Annotated in this window: 13 protein-coding genes; 5 read left to right on the plus strand and 8 right to left on the minus strand. The window is 56.1% G+C overall.

Annotated elements, in window-relative coordinates:
• The first annotated feature begins 212 nt into the window (after positions 1–212).
• Positions 213–1133 (plus strand): L,D-transpeptidase, encoded by a 921-nt coding sequence (gene ldtB, locus O1722_RS15715; RefSeq protein WP_015571042.1) that lies wholly within the window; start codon positions 213–215, stop codon positions 1131–1133.
• A 41-nt stretch (positions 1134–1174) separates the two neighbouring features.
• On the opposite strand, the gene O1722_RS15720 is transcribed toward ldtB, so the two are convergent.
• The 6 genes from O1722_RS15720 to etsA all read right to left on the minus strand — a co-directional run bounded on the left by O1722_RS15720 (position 1175) and on the right by etsA (position 9339).
• The gene (locus O1722_RS15720; protein ID WP_015571043.1) at positions 1175–1891 is read right to left on the minus strand and encodes a GntR family transcriptional regulator; all 717 of its coding nucleotides are present in this window, start codon (positions 1889–1891) and stop codon (positions 1175–1177) included.
• A gap of 14 nt (positions 1892–1905) precedes the next feature.
• Positions 1906–3228 (minus strand): PTS sugar transporter subunit IIC, encoded by a 1323-nt coding sequence (locus O1722_RS15725; RefSeq protein ID WP_023296170.1) that lies wholly within the window; start codon positions 3226–3228, stop codon positions 1906–1908.
• A gap of 51 nt (positions 3229–3279) precedes the next feature.
• Entirely contained in the window at positions 3280–4656 is a 1377-nt protein-coding gene (locus O1722_RS15730) for a glycoside hydrolase family 1 protein (protein ID WP_033486353.1), read from the minus strand.
• A gap of 184 nt (positions 4657–4840) precedes the next feature.
• Complete coding sequence (gene etsC, locus O1722_RS15735) at positions 4841–6211, minus strand: macrolide efflux RND transporter outer membrane subunit EtsC (RefSeq protein WP_032653059.1); 1371 nt, start codon at positions 6209–6211, stop codon at positions 4841–4843.
• A 3-nt stretch (positions 6212–6214) separates the two neighbouring features.
• Entirely contained in the window at positions 6215–8155 is a 1941-nt protein-coding gene (locus O1722_RS15740) for a MacB family efflux pump subunit (RefSeq protein WP_023296167.1), read from the minus strand.
• Entirely contained in the window at positions 8152–9339 is a 1188-nt protein-coding gene (gene etsA, locus O1722_RS15745) for a macrolide efflux RND transporter periplasmic adaptor subunit EtsA (RefSeq protein ID WP_023303343.1), read from the minus strand. The genes O1722_RS15740 and etsA overlap by 4 nt, the downstream gene beginning before the upstream one ends.
• A 670-nt stretch (positions 9340–10009) precedes the next feature.
• Here etsA and iroB point away from each other — a divergent pair.
• The 4 genes from iroB to O1722_RS15765 all read left to right on the plus strand — a co-directional run bounded on the left by iroB (position 10010) and on the right by O1722_RS15765 (position 17297).
• Positions 10010–11125 carry a salmochelin biosynthesis C-glycosyltransferase IroB gene (gene iroB / locus O1722_RS15750; RefSeq protein WP_033486354.1) on the plus strand — a complete coding sequence of 372 codons (1116 nt, stop codon included), beginning with the start codon at positions 10010–10012 and terminating at the stop codon, positions 11123–11125.
• 141 nt (positions 11126–11266) lie between these two features.
• Entirely contained in the window at positions 11267–14926 is a 3660-nt protein-coding gene (iroC, locus tag O1722_RS15755; RefSeq protein WP_058686644.1) for a salmochelin/enterobactin export ABC transporter IroC, read from the plus strand.
• 101 nt (positions 14927–15027) lie between these two features.
• Complete coding sequence (locus O1722_RS15760; RefSeq protein ID WP_032670271.1) at positions 15028–16257, plus strand: alpha/beta hydrolase-fold protein; 1230 nt, start codon at positions 15028–15030, stop codon at positions 16255–16257.
• An 83-nt stretch (positions 16258–16340) separates the two neighbouring features.
• Positions 16341–17297, plus strand: a complete 957-nt coding sequence (locus O1722_RS15765; protein ID WP_032670272.1) for an alpha/beta hydrolase — start codon at positions 16341–16343, stop codon at positions 17295–17297.
• Between the two features lie 44 nt (positions 17298–17341).
• Here the strand turns inward: O1722_RS15765 and iroN are convergent, their stop codons facing one another.
• Both iroN and O1722_RS15775 read right to left on the minus strand, forming a co-directional pair.
• Positions 17342–19516 carry a siderophore salmochelin receptor IroN gene (gene iroN, locus O1722_RS15770; RefSeq protein ID WP_086523929.1) on the minus strand — a complete coding sequence of 725 codons (2175 nt, stop codon included), beginning with the start codon at positions 19514–19516 and terminating at the stop codon, positions 17342–17344.
• Positions 19517–19862: 346 nt separating this feature from the next.
• Positions 19863–20903 (minus strand): aldo/keto reductase, encoded by a 1041-nt coding sequence (locus tag O1722_RS15775; protein ID WP_015571054.1) that lies wholly within the window; start codon positions 20901–20903, stop codon positions 19863–19865.
• Positions 20904–20961 lie beyond the last annotated feature (58 nt).

Consider the following 20961-nt stretch of genomic DNA (forward strand, 5'->3'; position numbering starts at 1 on the left):
CTGCGAAAAGTGTGATAAACGCGGCATTATGCCACAATTCCGAATTGAGATCCCGTGTTGCGGTAATCCACTAAACTTTAACAAAATCGAAAAAAATGTGATTTCGTACACATCTGAATTCCCAGTTAACGGGAATGCACATATAATGCGCTCCCATTACCGATTCAGACTTATCAACTCATCGCCAGAATGGCTTAGATACCTCGCATAACATGAACATGAAATTAACAACGCTTTTTGCGGCGGCGTTAGCCGTAGTAGGTTTTTGTAAGACCGCGTCTGCGGTGACGTATCCCCTGCCGACAGACGGAAGCCGTCTGGTGGGTGAAAACCAGGTGGTGACGGTGCCGGAAGGGAACTCTCAGCCGCTGGAATACTTCGCGGCGCAGTATCAGCTCGGTCTGTCGAACATGCTGGAGGCGAACCCGGGCGTTGACCCGTATCTGCCGAAAGCGGGTACCGTACTCAACATTCCACAGCAGCTGATCCTGCCGGATACCGTGCACGAAGGTATCGTGATTAACAGCGCCGAAATGCGTCTGTATTACTACCCGAAAGGCACCAACACCGTGATCGTGCTGCCTATCGGTATCGGTCAGCTGGGTAAAGACACTCCGCTGAACTGGACCACCAAAGTGGAGCGTAAGAAAGCGGGCCCAACCTGGACGCCGACCGCCAAAATGCACGCTGAGTACATTGCTGCCGGCGAACCGCTGCCAGCCGTTGTGCCTGCCGGCCCGGATAACCCGATGGGTCTGTACGCGCTGTACATTGGACGTCTGTATGCCATCCACGGTACTAACGCCAACTTCGGTATCGGCCTGCGCGTAAGCCACGGCTGCGTGCGTCTGCGTAATGAAGACATCAAATTCCTGTTCGATAACGTGCCGGTCGGTACGCGCGTGCAGTTCATTAACGAACCGGTGAAAGCGACGTCAGAGCCGGACGGCAGCCGTTACATTGAAGTGCATAACCCGCTGTCCACCAGCGAAGATCAGATCAACAACAACGAAATCGTACCGATTAAGCTGACCAGCGCGGTGCAGTCCGTCACCTCTCAGGCGGATGTTGACACGACCATCGTTGACCAGGCGATTCAGAACCGTTCCGGTATGCCGGTGCGTCTGAACTAATCGTGAGAATTAAAAAAGCGGGCCGCGGGGCCCGCTTTTTTTTATCCGTTATTCACGATAACGATGCCGCCATGGTCATAGCGATAGTGACAATGGGCGTACTCCAGCGGCGTACCATCTTCAAGATAGATCACCTGCTCTACCTCCAGCACCGGGTCGGTTGGCTCGCAGACAAGGTGTTGCATATCCAGCGCACTGGGCTTCAGCGCCCGCACCACCCGATACGATCCCATGATCTTCAGCCCCAGCGTCTCCTGTACATACCGGAATACCGAACTTTCAAGATGGGTTTTGTTCAGACCGGGCACCAGATTGAGCGGCATTACCGTAGCGTCCAGAGACATCGGCTCACCGTTCAGTAAACGCAGACGGATAAAGTCATAGATCGGCGTATCCGGATTTATCATCAGCGATGCCTGCTCTTTCTCGTTCGGGAAGCGCAGTTCGAAGTGCACCACCTGGCTCGTCACCGTGCCCAAATGTTCCCAGGTTTTGGTCGCCCCGAAGTAGTCGCTGCCGGAGAGATCCCACTGGGAAAGCTGGAGGAAATTTTTGCGGATGAACGTGCCCTGCCCCTGTCGGGTATAGACCAGCCCTTCTACGATCAGCTGACGCATCGCCTGCTGAATGGTCATCCGGCTGGTGCTGAACTCCGCCGCCAGCGCGAACTGGTCCGGCAGAGGTTCATTGGCGGCGTACTGCTGGGTGATAATGCGTTTCTTAATTTCCCGCGCTATGGTGATGTACTTCGCCGCCATCGTCCTTCCTTAAATTAGTGTTCTGTCCCGCTGTTTTTCAACGCCACTCGCTCGGCAACTTTGAGGAAAGGCAGGTAGAAGAATACACCAAATACGATGATTGCCAACTGCACCACCACCGCCCGCCAGTCCCCCGCCGTCGCCAGCCAGGCGCTGAGGATCGGCGGGGTCGTCCACGGGATCATCACCACGCAGCGCGACATGAGCCCCAGCGTGGTACAAAGCCACGCAAAGTAAATCCCGATAGCGGGCAGCAGCACAAACGGGATCATCAGCGGCAGGTTAAAGACTATCGGCAGGCCGAAAATCACCGGCTCGTTGATGTTAAACAGACCCGGCGCCAGCGACAGACGCGCCACCTGCTTCGCTGATTTCTGTCTTGAGAAGATGAAGATAGCAATCAGCAATGAGATTGTGCTGCCCGTCCCGCCCACCATGCCAAAGGTCGGCACAAAGATGTTGTTGATGATGTGCGGGATCGGCTGGCCGTTGGCAAAGGCCAGCATATTCTCATTGGTATTGATCAGCAGGAATGGCTCCAGCACCACGCTGTTGACCACCGACTGATGAATACCGAGCGTGAACAGGAAGTTACCGAAGCTGTAAATGAAGATCGTCCCGGGCAGGCTGGTGTTGATCAGCCGCAGCGGCTGCTGAATAAATGTCGTAATGAGATGGATCAGATCCGTGTGCAGCACGTTCGCCAGTATAGCCGCCAGCACCGCAAACAGGGAGAGCGTGAGGATCGTCGGGATCAGCGCGGTAAAGGATTTGCTCACCGCTGGCGGTACGTTCTCCCCCAGCGAAATGTGCAGCGCCTTCAGCCGTGAAATGGCGATAAACAGCTCGGTTGAGAGCAGCCCAATCAGCACCCCGGCGAAAATCCCGGTGGAGCCGATATTGGCGAACGTCAGCACCTGGGTAACGTTTACCGTGGCGTCGCTGCCGACGGGGGTAATCTGTAAGCGCATCGGCATCATGATGATGAAACTGCTGACGGCGATAACCACTGCCGAGACCGGATTGTCGAAATCTTTGTTGCGCGCCAGCGACCAGGCGATCATCGGCGCCAGCAGCAGCGCGGCGATGTTCAGCGTGCCGTTGATGATCGCCTCGCCCCACACCTTAAACTGCGTGAGCGTGTCGCCCTCTAAGATCCAGGGGAACACCACGTTGTTCACCAGCACCGCCAGACCGGCAAGGATGAAAATCGGCATTACCGTGGCGAAGGCATCGCGCAGAGAGCGAAGATGCACCTGGTTTGCCAGGCGCGCCGAGAACTCAACAAATTTATCGACAAAAGACTGCATGTGCGGTGTTATTTTTGTTTCAGACATAGCGGATAGTTCCCATCAATCAGTCACAAAAACGGCCCGGCAGCGTACGGCTTACATCTCGCGTCCGTTGGTATGGATTACCTGTTTTAACCACGCATAGCTCTTCTTCGGCACGCGCTTCAGGTCTTTCAGGTCGTGATTTTCACGGTTGACGTAGACCACGCCGTAGCGCTTGCGCATGTCACCCTGGGAGCTGAGAATGTCAATCAACCCCCAGCCGAGATAGCCCAATACCTCTGACCCGTCCTCGAACATCGCCTCTTTCATGGCCTTGATATGCGCCCGGTGGTAGTCGATGCGGTAGGTATCCTCTATGGGGTTTACGCCATCCCAGGACTCAATCACCCCAATGCCGTTCTCAATCGGGAATACTGGCATCCGCCAGTCGTTGGCATAGCGGGTGATGATGGTGCGAAAGCCCAGCGGATCGATCTGCCAGTTCCACTCGGTGGCCTTCAGGTACGGATTGTTTTTCTCGCCGTGCAGCAGGTAATAGTTCACCGGCGTGCCTTCCGGGATGGCATCGCTGTCCAGCGTTTTGCTGGCGTAGTAGCTGAAGGCCATAAAGTCGTTCTTCGTGCGCGCAAACAGCGCGAGATCGTCTGCGCGGTAGATATCGCCGAAGCCTTCCTGCTCCACCACCGCCATCACCGCCGGGCTGTAGCCCTGGCCCGCGAAGACGCGCAGCAGGTTCTGGTTAAGGAATTCGTCGTACTGCTGGGCGCAGAAGATGTCACGCGGTTTGCAGGTGGCCGGATAAATCAGCTGGTGCGCCAGCATGCCGCCCATCAGCTTGCCCGGCTTAGTCTGGTGCAGGTACTCGGTCAGCGCCATGTGCGCCACCATGGTGTGATGCTGCACTTCGTACAGCTCGCGCAGGGTTTCCTCCCCCTTCATATAGCCGGAGATGCGGAAGGCTATCGGCATGTGGAAAATATTCTGCTCGTTAAAGGTCAGCCAGTACTTCACCCGGTCACCGTAGCAGTCGATCATCTTTTTGCCGTAGCGGATAAACGCCTCCACCACGCGACGATCGTTAAATCCGTTGTACTCCTGTGCCAGCGCCAGCGGCATATCGAAGTGGTAGAGGCAGACCATCGGCTCGATACCGCGGGCGATCAGATCGTCGATAAAACGGTCATAAAACGCGATGCCTTCGGCGTTGAACTCGCCGTCACCCTGCGGGCAGACGCGGCTCCAGGAGATCTGGAAGCGGTAGCAGTTCATGCCCAGATCCTGCATCAGGTCGAAATCTTCCCGGTAGCGGTGGTAGGAGTCGGTGGCCACTTTCCAGTCAGAGATATTTTCACCGGCTTCGCGAATGTCATACACCGACATCCCCTTTCCGCCCTCATTCCAGGCCCCTTCCGTCTGCATGCTCGACACCGAGTTGCCCCATAAGAAGTTGGCTGGCAGTGATTGATTCATGGTTGCCTCCTATATGACTAGTCATTTAAATGATATGACTAGTCATATAGCCGGAGATGAAATTTCGATCAAAGGGGAGGAACGATTTTTGTGAGATGGGTTTGAATAATGACGAGGGATGTCTTGCGAACTGCGCCCTGGCAGCAAGTCATATTGCTGCCAGACGTAAATGAGTCTGCGCAATTCAGGGGAAAGATACCGAACCGCCGAACTCCATATAGATTTTTGCCAGATTATTTAACTGGTTAAAGCGATTTTCATACAGTGCCAGTTCGGCCTGTCGGCGTTTCTCCTGAGCATCAAGCCAGAAAGAAATTCGCACCGCGCCCTGGCGATAGCGAACTTCGTTTAACCTCTCTGATTTTTTCGCCAGTTCCAGGCCTTCACGTAGAAGCGTCTCCTGCTCCAGGAGTTGATGACGCAAAGCAAGCGCATCTTCTATGCTACTCATCGCCTTGTAAAGTTCCTGTTTAAACTCCAGAACCCGTTGCTCGTAGTCGTTGCGGGCAATCTTCACGTCCATGCCCCTTTCTCTCCATTCCAGGAACGGCAGGGTCAGGTTTGCTCCAACAGAGCCTACAGGATTTTCCATGAAGGCCATAAGGCTGCTGCTGCTGGTGCCAAGCGAGCCGGTCAGACTAAACGCTGGATAAAATGCAGTACGCTGGACATCAACGGTGGCCAATGCTTCCCGTACCCGCCACTCTTTAGCGCTGATATCGGGTCGATGCCGCAGCACGTTGACCGGGATCTTTCCACTGACCTGCGGCAGTGGTCCCATTGGTAACGTTTTCGGCTCGACTATCGCGCTGCCCGGCGCGGTTCCAAGCAAAACGGCTTGCTGATTGAGCGCCTGTAAACGTTCATTCTTCAACGCCGCCAGCCTGTTTTCCTGCGAAAGCACGCCCTGCTGAGCATCCACAACATCCAGAGAGGAGGCACCGCCCGCGGCATAGCGCGCGTTAGCCAGGCGCAGCGTCTCTTTTGCATAGTTGATGCTTTGTTGCAGGACAGACAGCTGCTGGTTAATAAAGCCTAAGCGCCAGTAATTATTACTGGCATTTGAAAGCAGCGTCAGGCGTGCAGAACGCAGATCCTCTTCCGAGGCAAAACGTGCCCACGCCTTCGCATCGCGCTGCCGCGCTATTTTGCCCCACAGATCCAGCTCATAGCTGGTATTAATACTGGCAACGCTGCCCCTGCTCCAGTGGGCTGAGCTGTTCAGCTGTTTTTTACCGTCAAGCGCGAGCGAACCTTTTAGTCCCGGATCGTTTGTGATGCCAATCCGCTCTTCTTCCAGGCGGGCGCGATAAACACGCAATACCGCTCCAGCGACATCGTTATTGCGCACCATCACCTGCCGCAGCCAGCCGTCGAGGTCTGGATCGTTAAAGGCCTGCCAGTCGAACGGCATCCTCTCCTCCGCAGCATCCGCCTGATACCAGTTGGCAGGGTATTTCACCTCAGGAGGCTGATAGTCGCTTTTCAGAGAGTCGGCGCAGCCAGCACTAAGCAGGACAGCAAGGCATACCGTTAAAGGGGATAATATTTTAATGGGTTACTCGCTGGCCAGTGAAACGACCGGATCCATCCTTGCTGCCTTGCGGGCAGGGAGATAACCAAAGATCATGCCGATTAAAGTTGAGCAGAAGAATGCGGCAGCAGCGGCCTGCCACGAATAAATGGCGGTGAAAATGCCCCCTGCCAGCGCGGTGAACAGCGCTCCGGCGGCATACGACAGTGCAATACCTAACACTCCGCCTATTAGACATACCAGCACAGCCTCAATCATAAACTGCTGCATGATATCGCCCTGACGCGCACCGACCGCCATTCGTACGCCAATCTCATGGGTCCGTTCCGTGACCGACACCAGCATGATATTCATCACCCCAATGCTGCCGATCATCAGCGAGATGCAGGCCACCATCAGAATCAGGATGCTAAAGGTCATTGAGGTCCGTTCGATTGATTGTCGAATCTGCTCGAAATTATAAAGCTGGAAGTCTTTCACGCCGTGGCGTTGAGTGAGAAGCTGAGAAATAGCGCTGACCGCTGCCTCGTTGGCAACATCATCCTTAAGCCTTACGCTGATGCTGGTCAACACCGGTTTTCCTGTCATTCGATACATCACCGTGCTGTAAGGCATCCAGACGTTAATGCGATTAGGCGCATAGCTTCGGCTGTTCCCTTTGGCGATGCCGACAACCCGTGCAGGCACGGAACCCAGAAAAACGATTTGCCCAAGTGCCTTGAGTCCCGCATCGTCAAATAACGCCTTGCGGGCGTTTTCATCAATGATGACTTCCTGCGAGGCATTTCGATCGTCCTGGAAAGTTGATCCCTGCAACAGTTCAATACCGTTTACGCGAAAATGATCGCGCCCAACGCCATTGATCGTGGCGGTAGCGGATTTACCCAGAAAGCGAATGTTGTCGGAAGCGTTAACTTCGGGGCTGACGCTGTCAACAAACCCCTGCTTTGCTAATGCTTCGGCGTCTGCCGGGACCAGTGTACGAATGGCTTCAGTGCTGTCGTCAAAGAAATCCCTTCCCGGGTAGATGCTCACCACGTTGGTTCCAAGCTCCTTGATATTATCAAGGGTTCGCTGTTTCGCGCCTTCTCCCAGTGCCACCACCGTAACAACCGCGGCGATACCAAAAATAATGCCCGTCATGGTTAACGTCGTGCGCAGGCGATGCGCATTCATCGCTTTTAACGCCATGTGCAGGGATTCACGGGTACGGTCAACAATACTTTGCCACCAGCTTTGCTGAACGCTGTCAGGTCGTTTAAGGGCAACCCCGGAGGTAACACGACTGCCGGTATCAGAAATAATTTCACCGTCACGCAGCTCAATAATACGGTTAGCATGCTGCGCTACCTTCATATCATGTGTCACCATAACCACGGTATGGCCACGCTGATTCAGTTCACTGAGTATTGACAGTACCTCCTGACCGGACTGCGTATCCAGCGCGCCGGTGGGTTCATCCGCCAGAATGATTTCACCGCCGTTAATCAGCGAGCGGGCAATACTCACACGCTGCTGCTGGCCGCCTGAAAGCTCTCCCGGCTTATGATGTTCACGACCTTCCAGCCCGAGTCTTCCAAGCAATGTCGCCGCGCGCAGACGGCGCTTTTCGCGCTCACTGTTGGCATAAATCGCCGGAATTTCAACGTTACTTAACGCGCTCAGGTCGGGCATTAAATGATAACGCTGGAAGATAAAACCGATGTGCTCACGGCGGATCCTTGCCAGATCGTCAGGTGAAAGCTGGGCGGCATTTTGACCGCTGATAAAGTAATCGCCACAATCAGGGACATCGAGACAGCCCATAATATTCATCAGGGTTGACTTACCGGAACCGGAGGCGCCGATGATCGCGACCATCTCCCCAGCAGCGATAGTCAAATCAATCCCTTTAAGCACGGTGAGATCCTGTCCACCGTTCCTGTAGGTGCGGCTGATGCCCTTGAGTTCTATGATATTACTCAAGATACAAACCCTTCCCCGGGCGCTTTTTCACCCGGCTGCGATAACACAACATGTTCCCCGACTTTTACACCGTCCAGGATCTGGATATCCACACTGTTAGTAATGCCGGTTTTGACCTCACGGGTTTCCAGCCGGTTATCACTGGTCAATATCTGCACCTGCTGTTTGTTGCCACTCACCTTGTGCACAGCCTGAATCGGCACCAGTAACGTATTTTTAGCTTCTCCAGCCAGCAAGGTCACCTGTGCTGTCATGGCAATTCGCAGCCGATTTTCTGGATTGGGGACATCCAGCAGCGCGTTGTAGTACACCGAAGCATTTGACGTGCCTGACCCTGAGGCTGAGCTACTGCTGGCAAGGCTATCATCTTTCATAACCGACTCAGGTGCCAGTTCAACGGTACGTAACGTGGCGTCATAATGCTTATCCGGCTCAGAGAAAATGGTGAATCTGGCTTTCTGTCCCGGTGAAATTCGCGTGATATCCGCCTCAGAGATCTGGGCTTTAATTGTCATCACGTCCAGACGTGCGAGTTTGATAATGGTCGGCGCACTTTGGCTGGAGTTAACCGTTTGGCCCTGTTGGGTGACAACGGCAATAACAATGCCGTCCATGGGAGCAACAACTTTTGTATAACCCAAATCGACCTTTTTCTTGTCGACATCAATTTGCGCCTGGACGAGTTTGGCGTTCAGTGCCGATAGCTCAGCGCGGGTACTGGCCAGCGTGGTTTCAGCCGTTTCGAAATCTTCTCTCGAGCTGGCATCCTCATTTAACATCTGGCGCTGGCGCTTAAAACGCAATGAGGCTTGCTTCAACTGCGCCTGCTTAGCCTGAAGGTCCGCTTTTACCACGTTGAGAGCAGCTTCTGCGTTGCGTAAATCATTCCGCTGCGGCACGTCATCAATTTCAGCGATGAGCTGTCCTTTAGTGACACGATCGCCTAACTTCACCTTCAGCGACTTAACCTGGCCAGAAACCTGTGCCCCAACGTTGACCCGCTCAATCGCATCAATTCGACCGGTAGCAAGTACGGCGTTTTCAATATCGCCGATGCGTACTGGAGCGGTAACATACTCAGGAACCTCGGGGCTTCTCAGGAAGAAGAACAAGGCGATGCTAAAAATAATTAGCAGAGCCGCAGCACAGGTCATTACGCGTCGGGGAGGGAATTTTGTTAACATTACGCAGGTTTTCCATAACGATAAACAGCAGTGAATCAGGCATCATAGTAACATCGCCAGTATTTACGGGAGGTAAACCCGCGCTATTTGGTGAAGTAGCGTCATCGTAGACCCCCGCCATCAATTACACAGAATCACCAGGTCCGCCTGTAAACCGCCGCAAGCGTGGGATTTTGTGCCTAAATCCACAGAGTCCCCTTTTGCTGAGCCCCACCTGCGATTTTTCCCATAATCGATTCATTGTGCATTAAGTGCTTAATTATAGTTGCAACCCACACATGATAATAGTAATTATTATCATTAGCATTTGCACTGATGGTTTATCTGGCAAGGTATACAGAGGTATCAGGAAACAAGCCTCTCCAGGTTTGTTGAACGGTCTCACACTCAACAAATGCATCTGAACACCGCGGCGTGGCAGCACGACGCCGCCTGGGCTGTTCAAAAGGACAACGGCGCGTAAGCGTTAATGGAAGCCGGGACAAGGAATTCCCGATTCACCAGCCTACGTCACGGAATAGTCAGCGACAGGACCGTTCGTAAGGCTGGTGAAACTCAAAAAGGACGCAGCGTCTGTCAAAGCAGGCTTAACGAAAATTAACGTCCTGCTGCTGGCATATGACTGCGTCGACTTCCTGATTTAGTTCGTCAAGCGGAGAGGGATTTTCTCATGCGTATTTTGTTTGTAGGCCCGCCTCTCTATGGGCTGCTGTATCCTGTGCTGTCTCTGGCACAGGCGTTTCGCGTTAACGGCCATGAAGTGCTGATCGCCAGCGGAGGAAAATTCGCCCAAAAAGCGGCAGAAGCAGGGCTGGTGGTATTTGACGCCGCACCCGGTTTTGATTCTGAAGCTGACTATCGCCGCCGCGAGGCACAGCGAAAAGAAAGCAACATCGGCACAAAAATGGGCAACTTCTCATTCTTCAGCGAAGAGATGGCCGACCACCTGGTGGAGTTTGCCGGACACTGGCGGCCCGATCTCGTCATCTACCCGCCGCTCGGGGTCATCGGGCCTCTGATTGCCGCCAAATACGATATACCGGTCGTAATGCAAACCGTCGGCTTCGGCCATACGCCCTGGCATATCAAAGGCGTAACGCGTTCGCTCGCGGACGCCTATCATCGCCACGGCGTTGGGGCCGCACCGCGCGATATGGCCTGGATCGACGTAACACCACCGAGCATGAGCATTCTTGAAAACGACGGAGAACCCATTATTCCCATGCAGTACGTCCCGTACAACGGCGGCGCGGTGTGGGAACCGTGGTGGGAGAGGACGCCCGACCGTAAACGTCTGCTGGTGAGTCTCGGTACCGTCAAACCGATGGTCGACGGCCTTGACCTGATCGCCTGGGTGATGGATTCCGCCAGTGAAGTCGATGCCGAGATCATCCTGCATCTTTCGGCCAATGCGCGGTCGGATCTGCGCTCACTGCCCTCAAATGTTCGCCTGGTCGACTGGATACCCATGGGAGCCTTCCTGAACGGCGCAGATGGCTTCATTCATCATGGTGGCGCGGGCAATACCCTGACGGCGCTGCACGCCGGTATTCCACAGATCGTCTTCGGCCAGGGTGCCGATCGCCCGGTAAATGCCCGCGCTGTTGTCGAACGCGGCTGCGGGATCATCCCCGGCGACGACGGCCTGTCGAGCAGCATGATCAATGCTTTCCTCGACAATCGCGCGCTTCGCGACGCCTCTGAAGAGGTAGCGGCGGAAATGGCAGCGCAACCCTGTCCGAGCGAGGTGGCGAAAAGCCTGATCGCGAGGGTACAGAAAGGGTAGCCACTACGCCGTCATGACGATCATACGCCAGCACGCATCCAGGAGATACGCCCGTAACAATGCGGGACCGGATCGGGCTGGCGCTTTTTTTTGCACAGCGATCCGACTTGGATCCTATTGTTTACAGACGGAGGAGGCTTAATGCCTGCGACTCACTCTCCCACTCCTGCGCGGTCCTGGATAGTTCGCCTGGCACGCGTGTGCTGGGAACGTAAGAAACTTAGCATCATCGTAGTGGTAGCGTCGGTCTCGACCATTCTGCTGGCCGCGCTGACGCCGTTGCTGACAAGGCAAGCGGTGAACGACGCGCTGGCGGGCAATCCGACTCGTCTGCCGTGGCTGGCCTGCGGGCTATTGCTGATTGCCTTTTTTGATTTCATCGGTAACTACGTGCGCCGCGGTTATGCCGGGGAGCTCTCGCTCTGGGTGCAGCACACCCTGCGAGGACGGGCATTCGACAGTATTCAAAAACTTGACGGCGCAGGCCAGGACGCACTGCGCACCGGGCAGGTGATTTCACGGACCAACAGCGATCTGCAGCAGGTACATACCCTGCTACAGATGTGCCCGGTGCCGCTGGCGGTGTTCACTTATTACATTGCCGGCATTGCCGTGATGCTGTGGATGTCACCCGCCATGACGCTCATCGTCGTGTGCGTACTGGCATGCCTGGCTATCACTGCTCTGCGCGCGCGTCGCCGGGTCTTTGCGCAAACCGGGCTGGCCTCGGACCGACTGGCAAATCTCACCGAACATATGCGCGAGGTGCTGGCGCAGATCTCAGTGGTAAAATCCTGCGTGGCGGAGCTGCGTGAAACGCGCTGGCTGGATCGCCAGTCGCGGCAGATGGTGCGGGTACGCATCGGCGCGGCCATCTCGCAGGCGATGCCAGGTGCCACCATGCTGGCGCTACCGGTGCTCGGGCAAATCGTCCTGCTGTGCTACGGCGGCTGGTCGGTTATGCACGGGCGCATCGATCTCGGCACCTTCGTGGCGTTTGCCAGCTTCCTCGCGATGCTGACCGGGCCAACCCGTGTACTGGCATCGTTTCTGGTTATCGCCCAGCGCACCCAGGCGTCCGTGGAGCGCGTGTTTGCTCTGATCGACACCCGTTCGCAGATGGAAGACGGGACGGAGGCGGTTAACGGTCAGGTTATCGGGCTGCAACTGGAGAATATGAGCTTCGAGTACCGTGGCGGCAGACGCATCCTCAGCGATGTCTCCTTTTCCCTGCACGCCGGTGAAACGGTGGCGGTAGTGGGCGCATCGGGTTCCGGGAAATCCACGCTGCTGATGCTGCTGGCGCGTTTTTACGATCCCAGCGCCGGAGAGATATGGCTCAACACCAGCGCAGGCCGACAGAACCTCCGCGATCTCAGGCTGGAGGCGCTTCGTCGTCGGGTAGGCGTTGTGTTTGAGGATGCTTTTCTGTTTGCCGGTACGGTGGCGGAAAATATCGCCTACGGGCACCCTCAGGCAACGGCGGACGACATTCGCCTCGCGGCGAGGGCAGCAGGAGCCAGCGATTTTATCAACGCCCTGCCGAAAGGCTTCGATACCCAATTAACCGAACGCGGTACGAATCTTTCCGGCGGACAGAGGCAGCGAATCGCGCTGGCACGGGCGCTCATTACCGCGCCGGAAGTGTTGATCCTCGATGACACCACCTCGGCGGTCGATGCCGGTACTGAAGCGGAGATCAACACCGCGCTGAGTCGCTATGCTGACGAAAAGCATATGCTGCTGGTGATTGCCCGACGCCGTTCGACGCTTCAGTTAGCCAGCCGGATTGTGGTGCTGGATAAGGGCCGGGTGGTGGACACCGGAACCCAGGCAGAACTTGAAGCGCGCTGTCCGGCGTTCCGCGCGCTGATGACCGGCGACGGCGATTTCCTCGCGCCTTCCCACAGTGGGCCTAACGGATTGTGGCCGACCGTACCAGCGGCACAAGACGATGCGGCGCAGACGGGGGATAAAGGCTTTGTCGCCCGTATGACGCGCGTGCCGGAAAATGCAGTACAGCAGGCGCTGGCCGGTAAAGGCCGCAAAGTTACGTCGCTGCTGAAGCCCGTGGCGTGGATGTTCGTCATCGCCGCCCTGCTGATCGCCCTCGATTCGGCGGCAGGCGTCGGGGTACTTATACTGCTGCAGCGCGGCATTGACTCCGGCGTTGCCACAGGCGATATGTCGACTATCGGCCTCTGTGCCCTATTCGCCCTGTGCCTGGTGGCCGTGAGCTGGTGCTGTTATTCACTACAGACTGTCTTCGCCGCCAGAGCGGCAGAGTCAGTCCAGCATACGGTGCGCTTGCGCAGCTTCGGCCATATGCTGCGTCTTGGTCTCCCCTGGCATGAAAAGCATGTCGATTCACGTCTGACCCGCATGACCGTAGATGTGGACTCTCTCGCCCGCTTTCTGCAAAACGGCCTTGCCGGTGCAGCCACCAGCCTGGTGACAATGTTCGCCATCGCCGCCGCCATGTTCTGGCTCGACCCGCTCCTGGCGCTGACGGCATTAAGCGCGGTGCCAGTGGTCGCACTGGCAACCTGGATTTATCGCCGCCTCAGCTCCCCTGCTTATGCGCAGGCGCGGCTGGAAATAGGCAAAGTCAACAGCACCCTGCAGGAGAAAGTCTCCGGCTTGCGCGTTGTGCAATCGCATGGCCAGCAGGAACAGGAAGCCGCCCGGCTGCGCGCGTTATCGGATCGGTTCCGTGCGACCCGCGTACGTGCGCAAAAATACCTTGCCGTCTATTTCCCGTTCCTGACCTTCTGCACCGAGGCCTCCTATGCCGCCGTTCTTCTGGTGGGTGCATCGCGGGTCGCCGAAGGCGAAATGACCGCCGGGGTGCTGGCGGCTTTCTTCCTGCTGCTGGGGCAATTCTATGGGCCAGTGCAGCAGTTATCAGGAATTGTCGACGCCTGGCAGCAGGCGACGGCCAGCGGCAAACATATCAATGAACTACTGGCGACCGAAGGCACAGAGAACATCGAGCCCTCTTCCGCACCGCCCGCCACCGGCGCGCTGCATCTTGATGAGGTCACGTTCAGTTATCCCGACAGCCCTGAACCCGCGCTGAACAAACTTACCCTGACAATCCCTGAGGGAAGGGTCGTCGCGGTCGTTGGTCGCAGCGGTGCGGGTAAGTCAACGCTGATTAAGCTGATCGCCGGATTGTATTCCCCCACCCACGGCAGGATCAGCATTGGCGATCGGATGATTGATGATGCCTCGCTTGCCGATTACCGTCGCCAGATTGGGCTGGTCGATCAGGATGTGGCGTTGTTTAGTGGTGATATCGCGGAAAACATTCGTTATTCACGGCCATCCAGTACCAATGACGACATTGAGATTGCCTCTCAACGGGCAGGGCTGTATGAGACGGTGCGCAATCTGCCGCAGGGATTCCGCACACCGGTGAATAACGGCGGTGCCGATCTGTCCGCAGGTCAGCGCCAGCTGATTGCGCTGGCCCGCGCACAACTGGCGAATGCTCACATCCTGCTGCTCGATGAAGCCACGTCACGCCTGGATCGCACATCCGAAGAGCGATTGATGTCATCGTTAACAGACGTCGCGCACACCGGGAAGCACCTGGCGCTGATTGTGGCGCACCGTCTGACCACCGCGCAGCGCTGCGATCTGATTGCCGTTATCGATAAGGGGCAGCTTGCGGAATACGGCACCCACGAACAGCTGTTAGCGGCCGGCGGCCTCTACACCCGCTTGTGGCATGACAGCGTCGGCAGCTCTGTTCCCCATCGCCAGCACGACATCACGGGGGAAATCGTGGAAGAGTAATTGCGCACGTAAGACATTACAAAACACGCGCTAAAGCGGCTGTTCCCGGAATAGCCGCTTTAGCTATTTATACTGACACCCTTCATATTCAAAGAGAGTGAATGCTGAACATGCAACAACATCCCTCTGCTATCGCCAGGCTGCGCAGCCAGCTGGCAGCAGGCCACATTGCTAACCTTTCTGACTTCTGGCGAGACGCTGAGTCGCTAAATGTACCGCTGGTGACGCCAGTCGACGGAGCGAAAGACGAGCGTGATGTGACATTTCTGTGGCGCGCCAGGCACCCTCTACAGGGCGTTTATCTGCGTCTGAATCGGGTGACGGATAAAGAGCACGTGGCGAAAGGGATGATGACCGCCCTTCCCGCGACGGATATCTGGACTCTGACACTGCGTTTACCCGCAAGCTACTGCGGCTCCTATTCGCTGGTGGAAATCCCCCCCGGCACCCCGGCCGAGACGATTGCACAGTCCGGAGGCCGCTTTGCTACCCTCGTCGGGCACGTCGATCCGCTAAACAAAACGCCGGGGATCAACGTTCGGGGAAGCACACAGGAGTCGGTGCTGGCGCTTGATAAAGCCCCCGCCCAGTCCGAATGGCGCGGCGGGTCACCCAGCGGGCAATTGCTTACCTCGGCGCGCACTCTCGCCGGGGAATCGCGCCGGGTTCGGCTCTATCTGCCGGACGTTGATGTTTCGCAGCCCCTCGGCCTGGTGGTACTGCCCGATGGTGAAACCTGGTTCGATCACCTTGGCGTATGCGCGGCAATTGACGCCGCCATAAACAACGGACGCATCGTGCCTGTGGCTGTACTTGGCATCGACAATATCGATGAACACGAGCGAACTGCGATACTCGGCGGGCGCAGCGAGCTGATAAAGGATATCGCCGACCAGTTGTTGCCGACGATCCGCGCCGAACACCCGCAGCGGCGGTGGGCAGACCGTTCGCGCACCGTGCTGGCCGGACAGAGCCTCGGCGGGGTCAGCGCGCTCATGGCCGCTCGTTACGCACCGGAAACGTTCGGGCTGGCGCTCAGCCACTCCCCTTCGATGTGGTGGACGCCAGAGGGTGCCAGCCGGCCAAACGTGTTCAGCGAAACCGATTCGTCATGGGTGAGCGAACATCTGCTTTCTGCCCCGCCGCAGGGCGTGCGCATCCGCCTGTGCGTGGGATCGCTGGAAGGTTCGACGGTACCCCACGTTCAGCGGCTGCATCAGCAGTTGCTTACCGCTGGCGTCGACAGCCATTGCGCAATGTATACCGGGGGTCACGATTACGCATGGTGGCGCGGCGCACTGATTGACGGGCTTGGTTTACTCCAGGGTTGACTTGACCCGCGAACACTTTCAGGCAACTGTACAGGCTTCCTGAATAAAGAAAATGTCACCTGCGGAAAAGGAATAAACATCAGATGTATGCCCGCGAGTATCGCCCAACACGCTCACGCAAGGCGCTTGTCACTCTTCTTTCTGGTCTCAGCCTTATCTGGAATGCGCACGCTTTCGCAAAGCCGGATATGCAGCCACTGGGGCCGAATATCGCCGATAAAGGCTCTGCGTTTTACCATTTCAGCGTCAACTCGTTCGACTCCGACGATGGCAGCCGCCATTATCGGGTATGGACGGCCGTGCCAAATAAAGCCGCACCGGCGTCGGGCTACCCGATTTTATATATGCTCGACGGCAACGCAGTTATGGACCGCCTGAACGACGACCTGCTCAAACAGCTGGCAGAAAAATCACCGCCGGTGATTGTGGCTGTCGGGTATCAGACCAACCTCCCCTTCGATCTCAACGGCAGGGCCTACGACTATACGCCAGCAGCAGAAAGCGGCAAAACGGATACCCGCAACGGGCGTTTTAGCCGTAAGAGTGGGGGTAGCAACGACTTTCGCCAGTTACTGGAAACGCGTATAGCGCCAAAGGTGGAACAGGGATTGAATATCGATCGGCAGCGTCGCGGCCTGTGGGGGCACTCCTACGGCGGCCTGTTCGTGCTGGATGCATGGCTGTCTTCCCCTTATTTCCGGACGTATTACAGCGCCAGCCCGTCGTTGGGCAGAGGCCATGATGCGCTACTGAGCCGCATCACGGCGGTTGAGCCGTCGCAATACTGCGCCAGGCGCCTGATGATAATGGAAGGTTCGGCGACGCCGGGCGATAACCGGGAAACGCATGCTGCCGGAGTGCTGACGAAAATTCATGCCACCCTCGCCACGCTGGAAGATAAAGGCGTCAATGCCGCCTTTTGGGATTTCCCAAACCTGGGACACGGGCCGATGTTCAACGCCTCCTTCCGCGGAGCGCTGTTAGATATCAGTGGTGAAAACGCAGGTAACACAGCAGGCTGTCATTCATTAAGCCGCTAAACACTGCCCGCCTTGACGCGGGCAGTACACCTGTAACACTACGATCAAAATGACGCGGTAACACCGGCATAATAAGCCCGGCCAGGCTCGTTATAGGTATTCGCCCCTTCAGAAGATCGGTAGATCTGTTTATCTAAGATATTGCTAACACCAACGTTAAGACGCAGATTTTTATTAATATCGTAATTGAAGTTCGTCCCCACCAGCGAATAAGCGCCCAGCTCTTTACCCGACAGACCGCCAGTATCTTCACTACGAGTTTCCGAATGAGTACGCGGTTTTTGTCTGCCGTATAACGTCCAGTTGACGCTGGCAGAGAACGCCTGGGTGATGGTCCAGTCAAGCGAGTTATTAATGGTGTATTTCGGGATGATCGACAGCGGGTTACCGGTGTCTTTTTGCTCCGAGGTGATCATCCAGGTGGCATTGGTATTCCAGTTCAGACGATCTTTCACCAGCGGGAACGCCATGCTGGCTTCGATACCGTCCACCAGCGCTTTCCCGCCGTTCTGCCACTGGAGAATATATGCGCCGGAAGCGGTTTGCCCGATAACATTATCGCCGGCCACGATCTTATTCTGGTAGTCATTGCGGAAGTAGGTCACGCTGGCATGGTAATCTTCCCAGGCGAACTCCAGCCCAATTTCTTTATTGATGCTGATTTCCGGATCGAGATCTTTATTACCGATCAGGTAGCAGCCGCCCGATGTAATATCTTTTGGACAACCGTTGCCTTTCGAGTAGAGCAGATAACCTTCGCTGGATTGATACAGGTTTGGTGCTTTAAAGGTTCGGGCAATCCCCGCTTTGACTTTGAAGTAATCCCCCAATTCCTGCGAGAGGTTCAGGCTGGGGCTGAAGTTACCGCCGGAATCGTTGAGATAATCAAAGCGCAGGCCGGGAATGATATTCGTGCCGGGAACCGGCTCAATATTATCTTCAATATACAGCGCACTGATTTGGGAATGGTTTTTACTGCTGCGATCCGCAGCCGAGCCAGAAATGCCGCCGATATCACTGTCATCCACGGTCAGGCTGGTAGAGGAAGGATCGTCGAGCTCATCGCGGCTCCACTCCGCACCCACGGTCAGCGTTTGATCGACCAGCGCATTCAGCGGAATATTAAGCTCGCCGCTGGTTCGCCAGGAGCTCAGGCGATTGGTCGTGAACTTTTCATCCGCCGAAATACGCCCTTCACCGCCACCGGATAATCCTTCATTCATGCGGGTGTTATTGGTTTTCTCATAATAGACACCAAAACGGCTTTGACCCCAGTCCCAGATACCATTGTGCGTAACGCCATAATTCTGCCGGTAAAGGCGGTTCGTCTCCTCGCCGGATTTCGCCAGGCTTTCAGTGACGGCACTGGAAGAACTATTTTGCGTATCGCCCGCATAGATATTCCCCTGACGGCTATATCCGGCTTCGAAATCGATAATTTGCTGCGGATTTAATTTCCACGAGACAACGCCGTTAATATCTTTGTTGCGCACCCCTTCATGCCCGGCCGCGTTTTTCGTACCGGCCGAGGAGTTAATATCCCAGCTGTCGGCATCGGTTTTATTCAGGTTTCCGTACAGGCGCATGGTCAGCGCATCGCCAGCCAGCGGCCCGCTAAGGCTGAAGTTGGCGCGACGCGTAGCGCCTTCGTCGCTGCTTTCCGGCTGGTTGGTGTATAACGACAGCGAACCGTGCCAGTCGTTGGTAGGGCGTTTGGTAATGATGTTCACCACCCCGCCCGCTGCGCCCGAACCGTAGCGTGCCGCCGCAGGGCCGCGGATCACTTCAATACGCTCAACCTGTTCCGGTGGCACCCAGTTGGTGTCGCCGCGGGTATCACGCTCTCCACGCCAGCTATAACGCACGGCGTTGCGCGACGTCACCGGCACACCATCAATTAAAATTAAGGTGTTCTCCGGCCCCATGCCGCGAATGTCGATCTGGCGGTTATTACCACGTGTACCCGAGGCGCTGTTGCCGGTCAGATTGACACCGGGCATTTTGCGAATAATATCGGAGAGATCGTTGACCGGAGGGTTCTTTTTAATATCTTCGCTGGTAATAATCGACACGCCCGGCTGCTGTTTGAGTACCTGCTCAGCGGTGGCTTCCACCACCAGGGTCTCGTCGTTATCATCGGAGGATTTTGCCAGTGATACCTGACTGTTCAACCCTGCCAGGAGCGCAGTGAGCGGCCAGAAGATCTTGATAATTCTCATACCCATTCCCTAATACATGCCTAACGTAAAAGTGATCGATCGTTAAGCTCACATCCTTGCCAGATATTTTAAACTGCCATTATTTTTATAATAAGAATGATAATTAGTATCATTTGGAGAGGATTAAGGCAATCCTTAATACACGGATGCGCGCATTAATGAAACGCACGCATTGGCCCGGAGTGATTCTTCCCGGGTACCGCCCTGTGCGTTCGTAAAGCTGGCATACTGAAACAGCGGAAGAAGAGAACAGCCCATTGGTATTTCGTGTAGTGACATAACGTTAATATGTCATTACAAGGGAACGCAGCCCCGGTAAGCGCAAGCGCCACCGGGGAAAGAAAGGTTATTGTTGCGCTAACTGATTGCGACGGTACTCGCCCTGGCGCTCCAGCATCCAGCCAGGATACTCGCGCGGCAGCGCGCTGACCGCATCCAGCTGTTTCAGCTCATCATCGCTCAGCTGAATGCCGGTTGCGGCAATGTTGTCATCCAACTGATCGACCCGTTTCGCCCCGATGATGACGCTGGTCACCGCCTTCTGGTGCAGCAGCCACGCCAGCGCGATTTGCGCCACGGAAACGCCTTTACTTTCGGCGATGGTACGCATCACGTCCACGCAGTCGAAGGCGCGATCTTTATTCACTGGCGGGAAGTCGAACGCCAGGCGACGACTACCGGCCGCGCTCTGCCCGTCGCGATCGTATTTTCCGCTCAGCAGACCACCCGCCAGCGGGCTCCATACCATCAACCCGACGCCTTCGCTCTGCATCATCGGCACCAGTTCGCGCTCAAGGTCGCGCCCGGCGATGGTGTAGTACGCCTGCAATGAGGCAAAACGCGCCAGCCCCAGACGCTCAGAGATGCCGAGCGCTTTGGCAATCTGCCATGCCGCCCAGTTCGAGACGCCGATATAGCGTACGTGACCGTGCTGCACAAGATTATCCAGCGCGTAAAGCGTCTCCTCGATGGGGGTCGCGGGGTCGAAACCGTGTAGCTGATAGAGATCGATATGATCCAGCTGCAAGCGACGCAGGCTCTCCTTCACGCCGCTGATGATGTGATAGCGCGAGCTACCGCGCGAGTTCACCCCCGCTGTGCCGGTTTCACCGAACACCTTGGTGGCAACGACCACGTTTTCGCGCGGAATTTTCAGGTTCTTCAGCGCCTGCCCGGTGATCTCCTCTGAACGCCCTTCCGAGTAGACATCTGCCGTGTCGATAAAATTGATCCCGGCGTCCAGCGCGCGGCCCACCAGCTGCTCGGCGTCGCTTTGCTGAAGCTGACCAATTTTGCCCCACATGCCGCCTTCACCGCCGAAGGTCATGGTGCCGAGGCAGAGTTCAGAAACAAACAGTCCGGTATTGCCCAGTTTTTGATAACGCATAACGCTTTCCTCGCATGTCGATTGGGTGTCTGTTAGTTATACCCGCCCCCCAGCCATC

Source organism: Enterobacter cloacae complex sp. HYC003_NIDB, assembly GCF_056673375.1.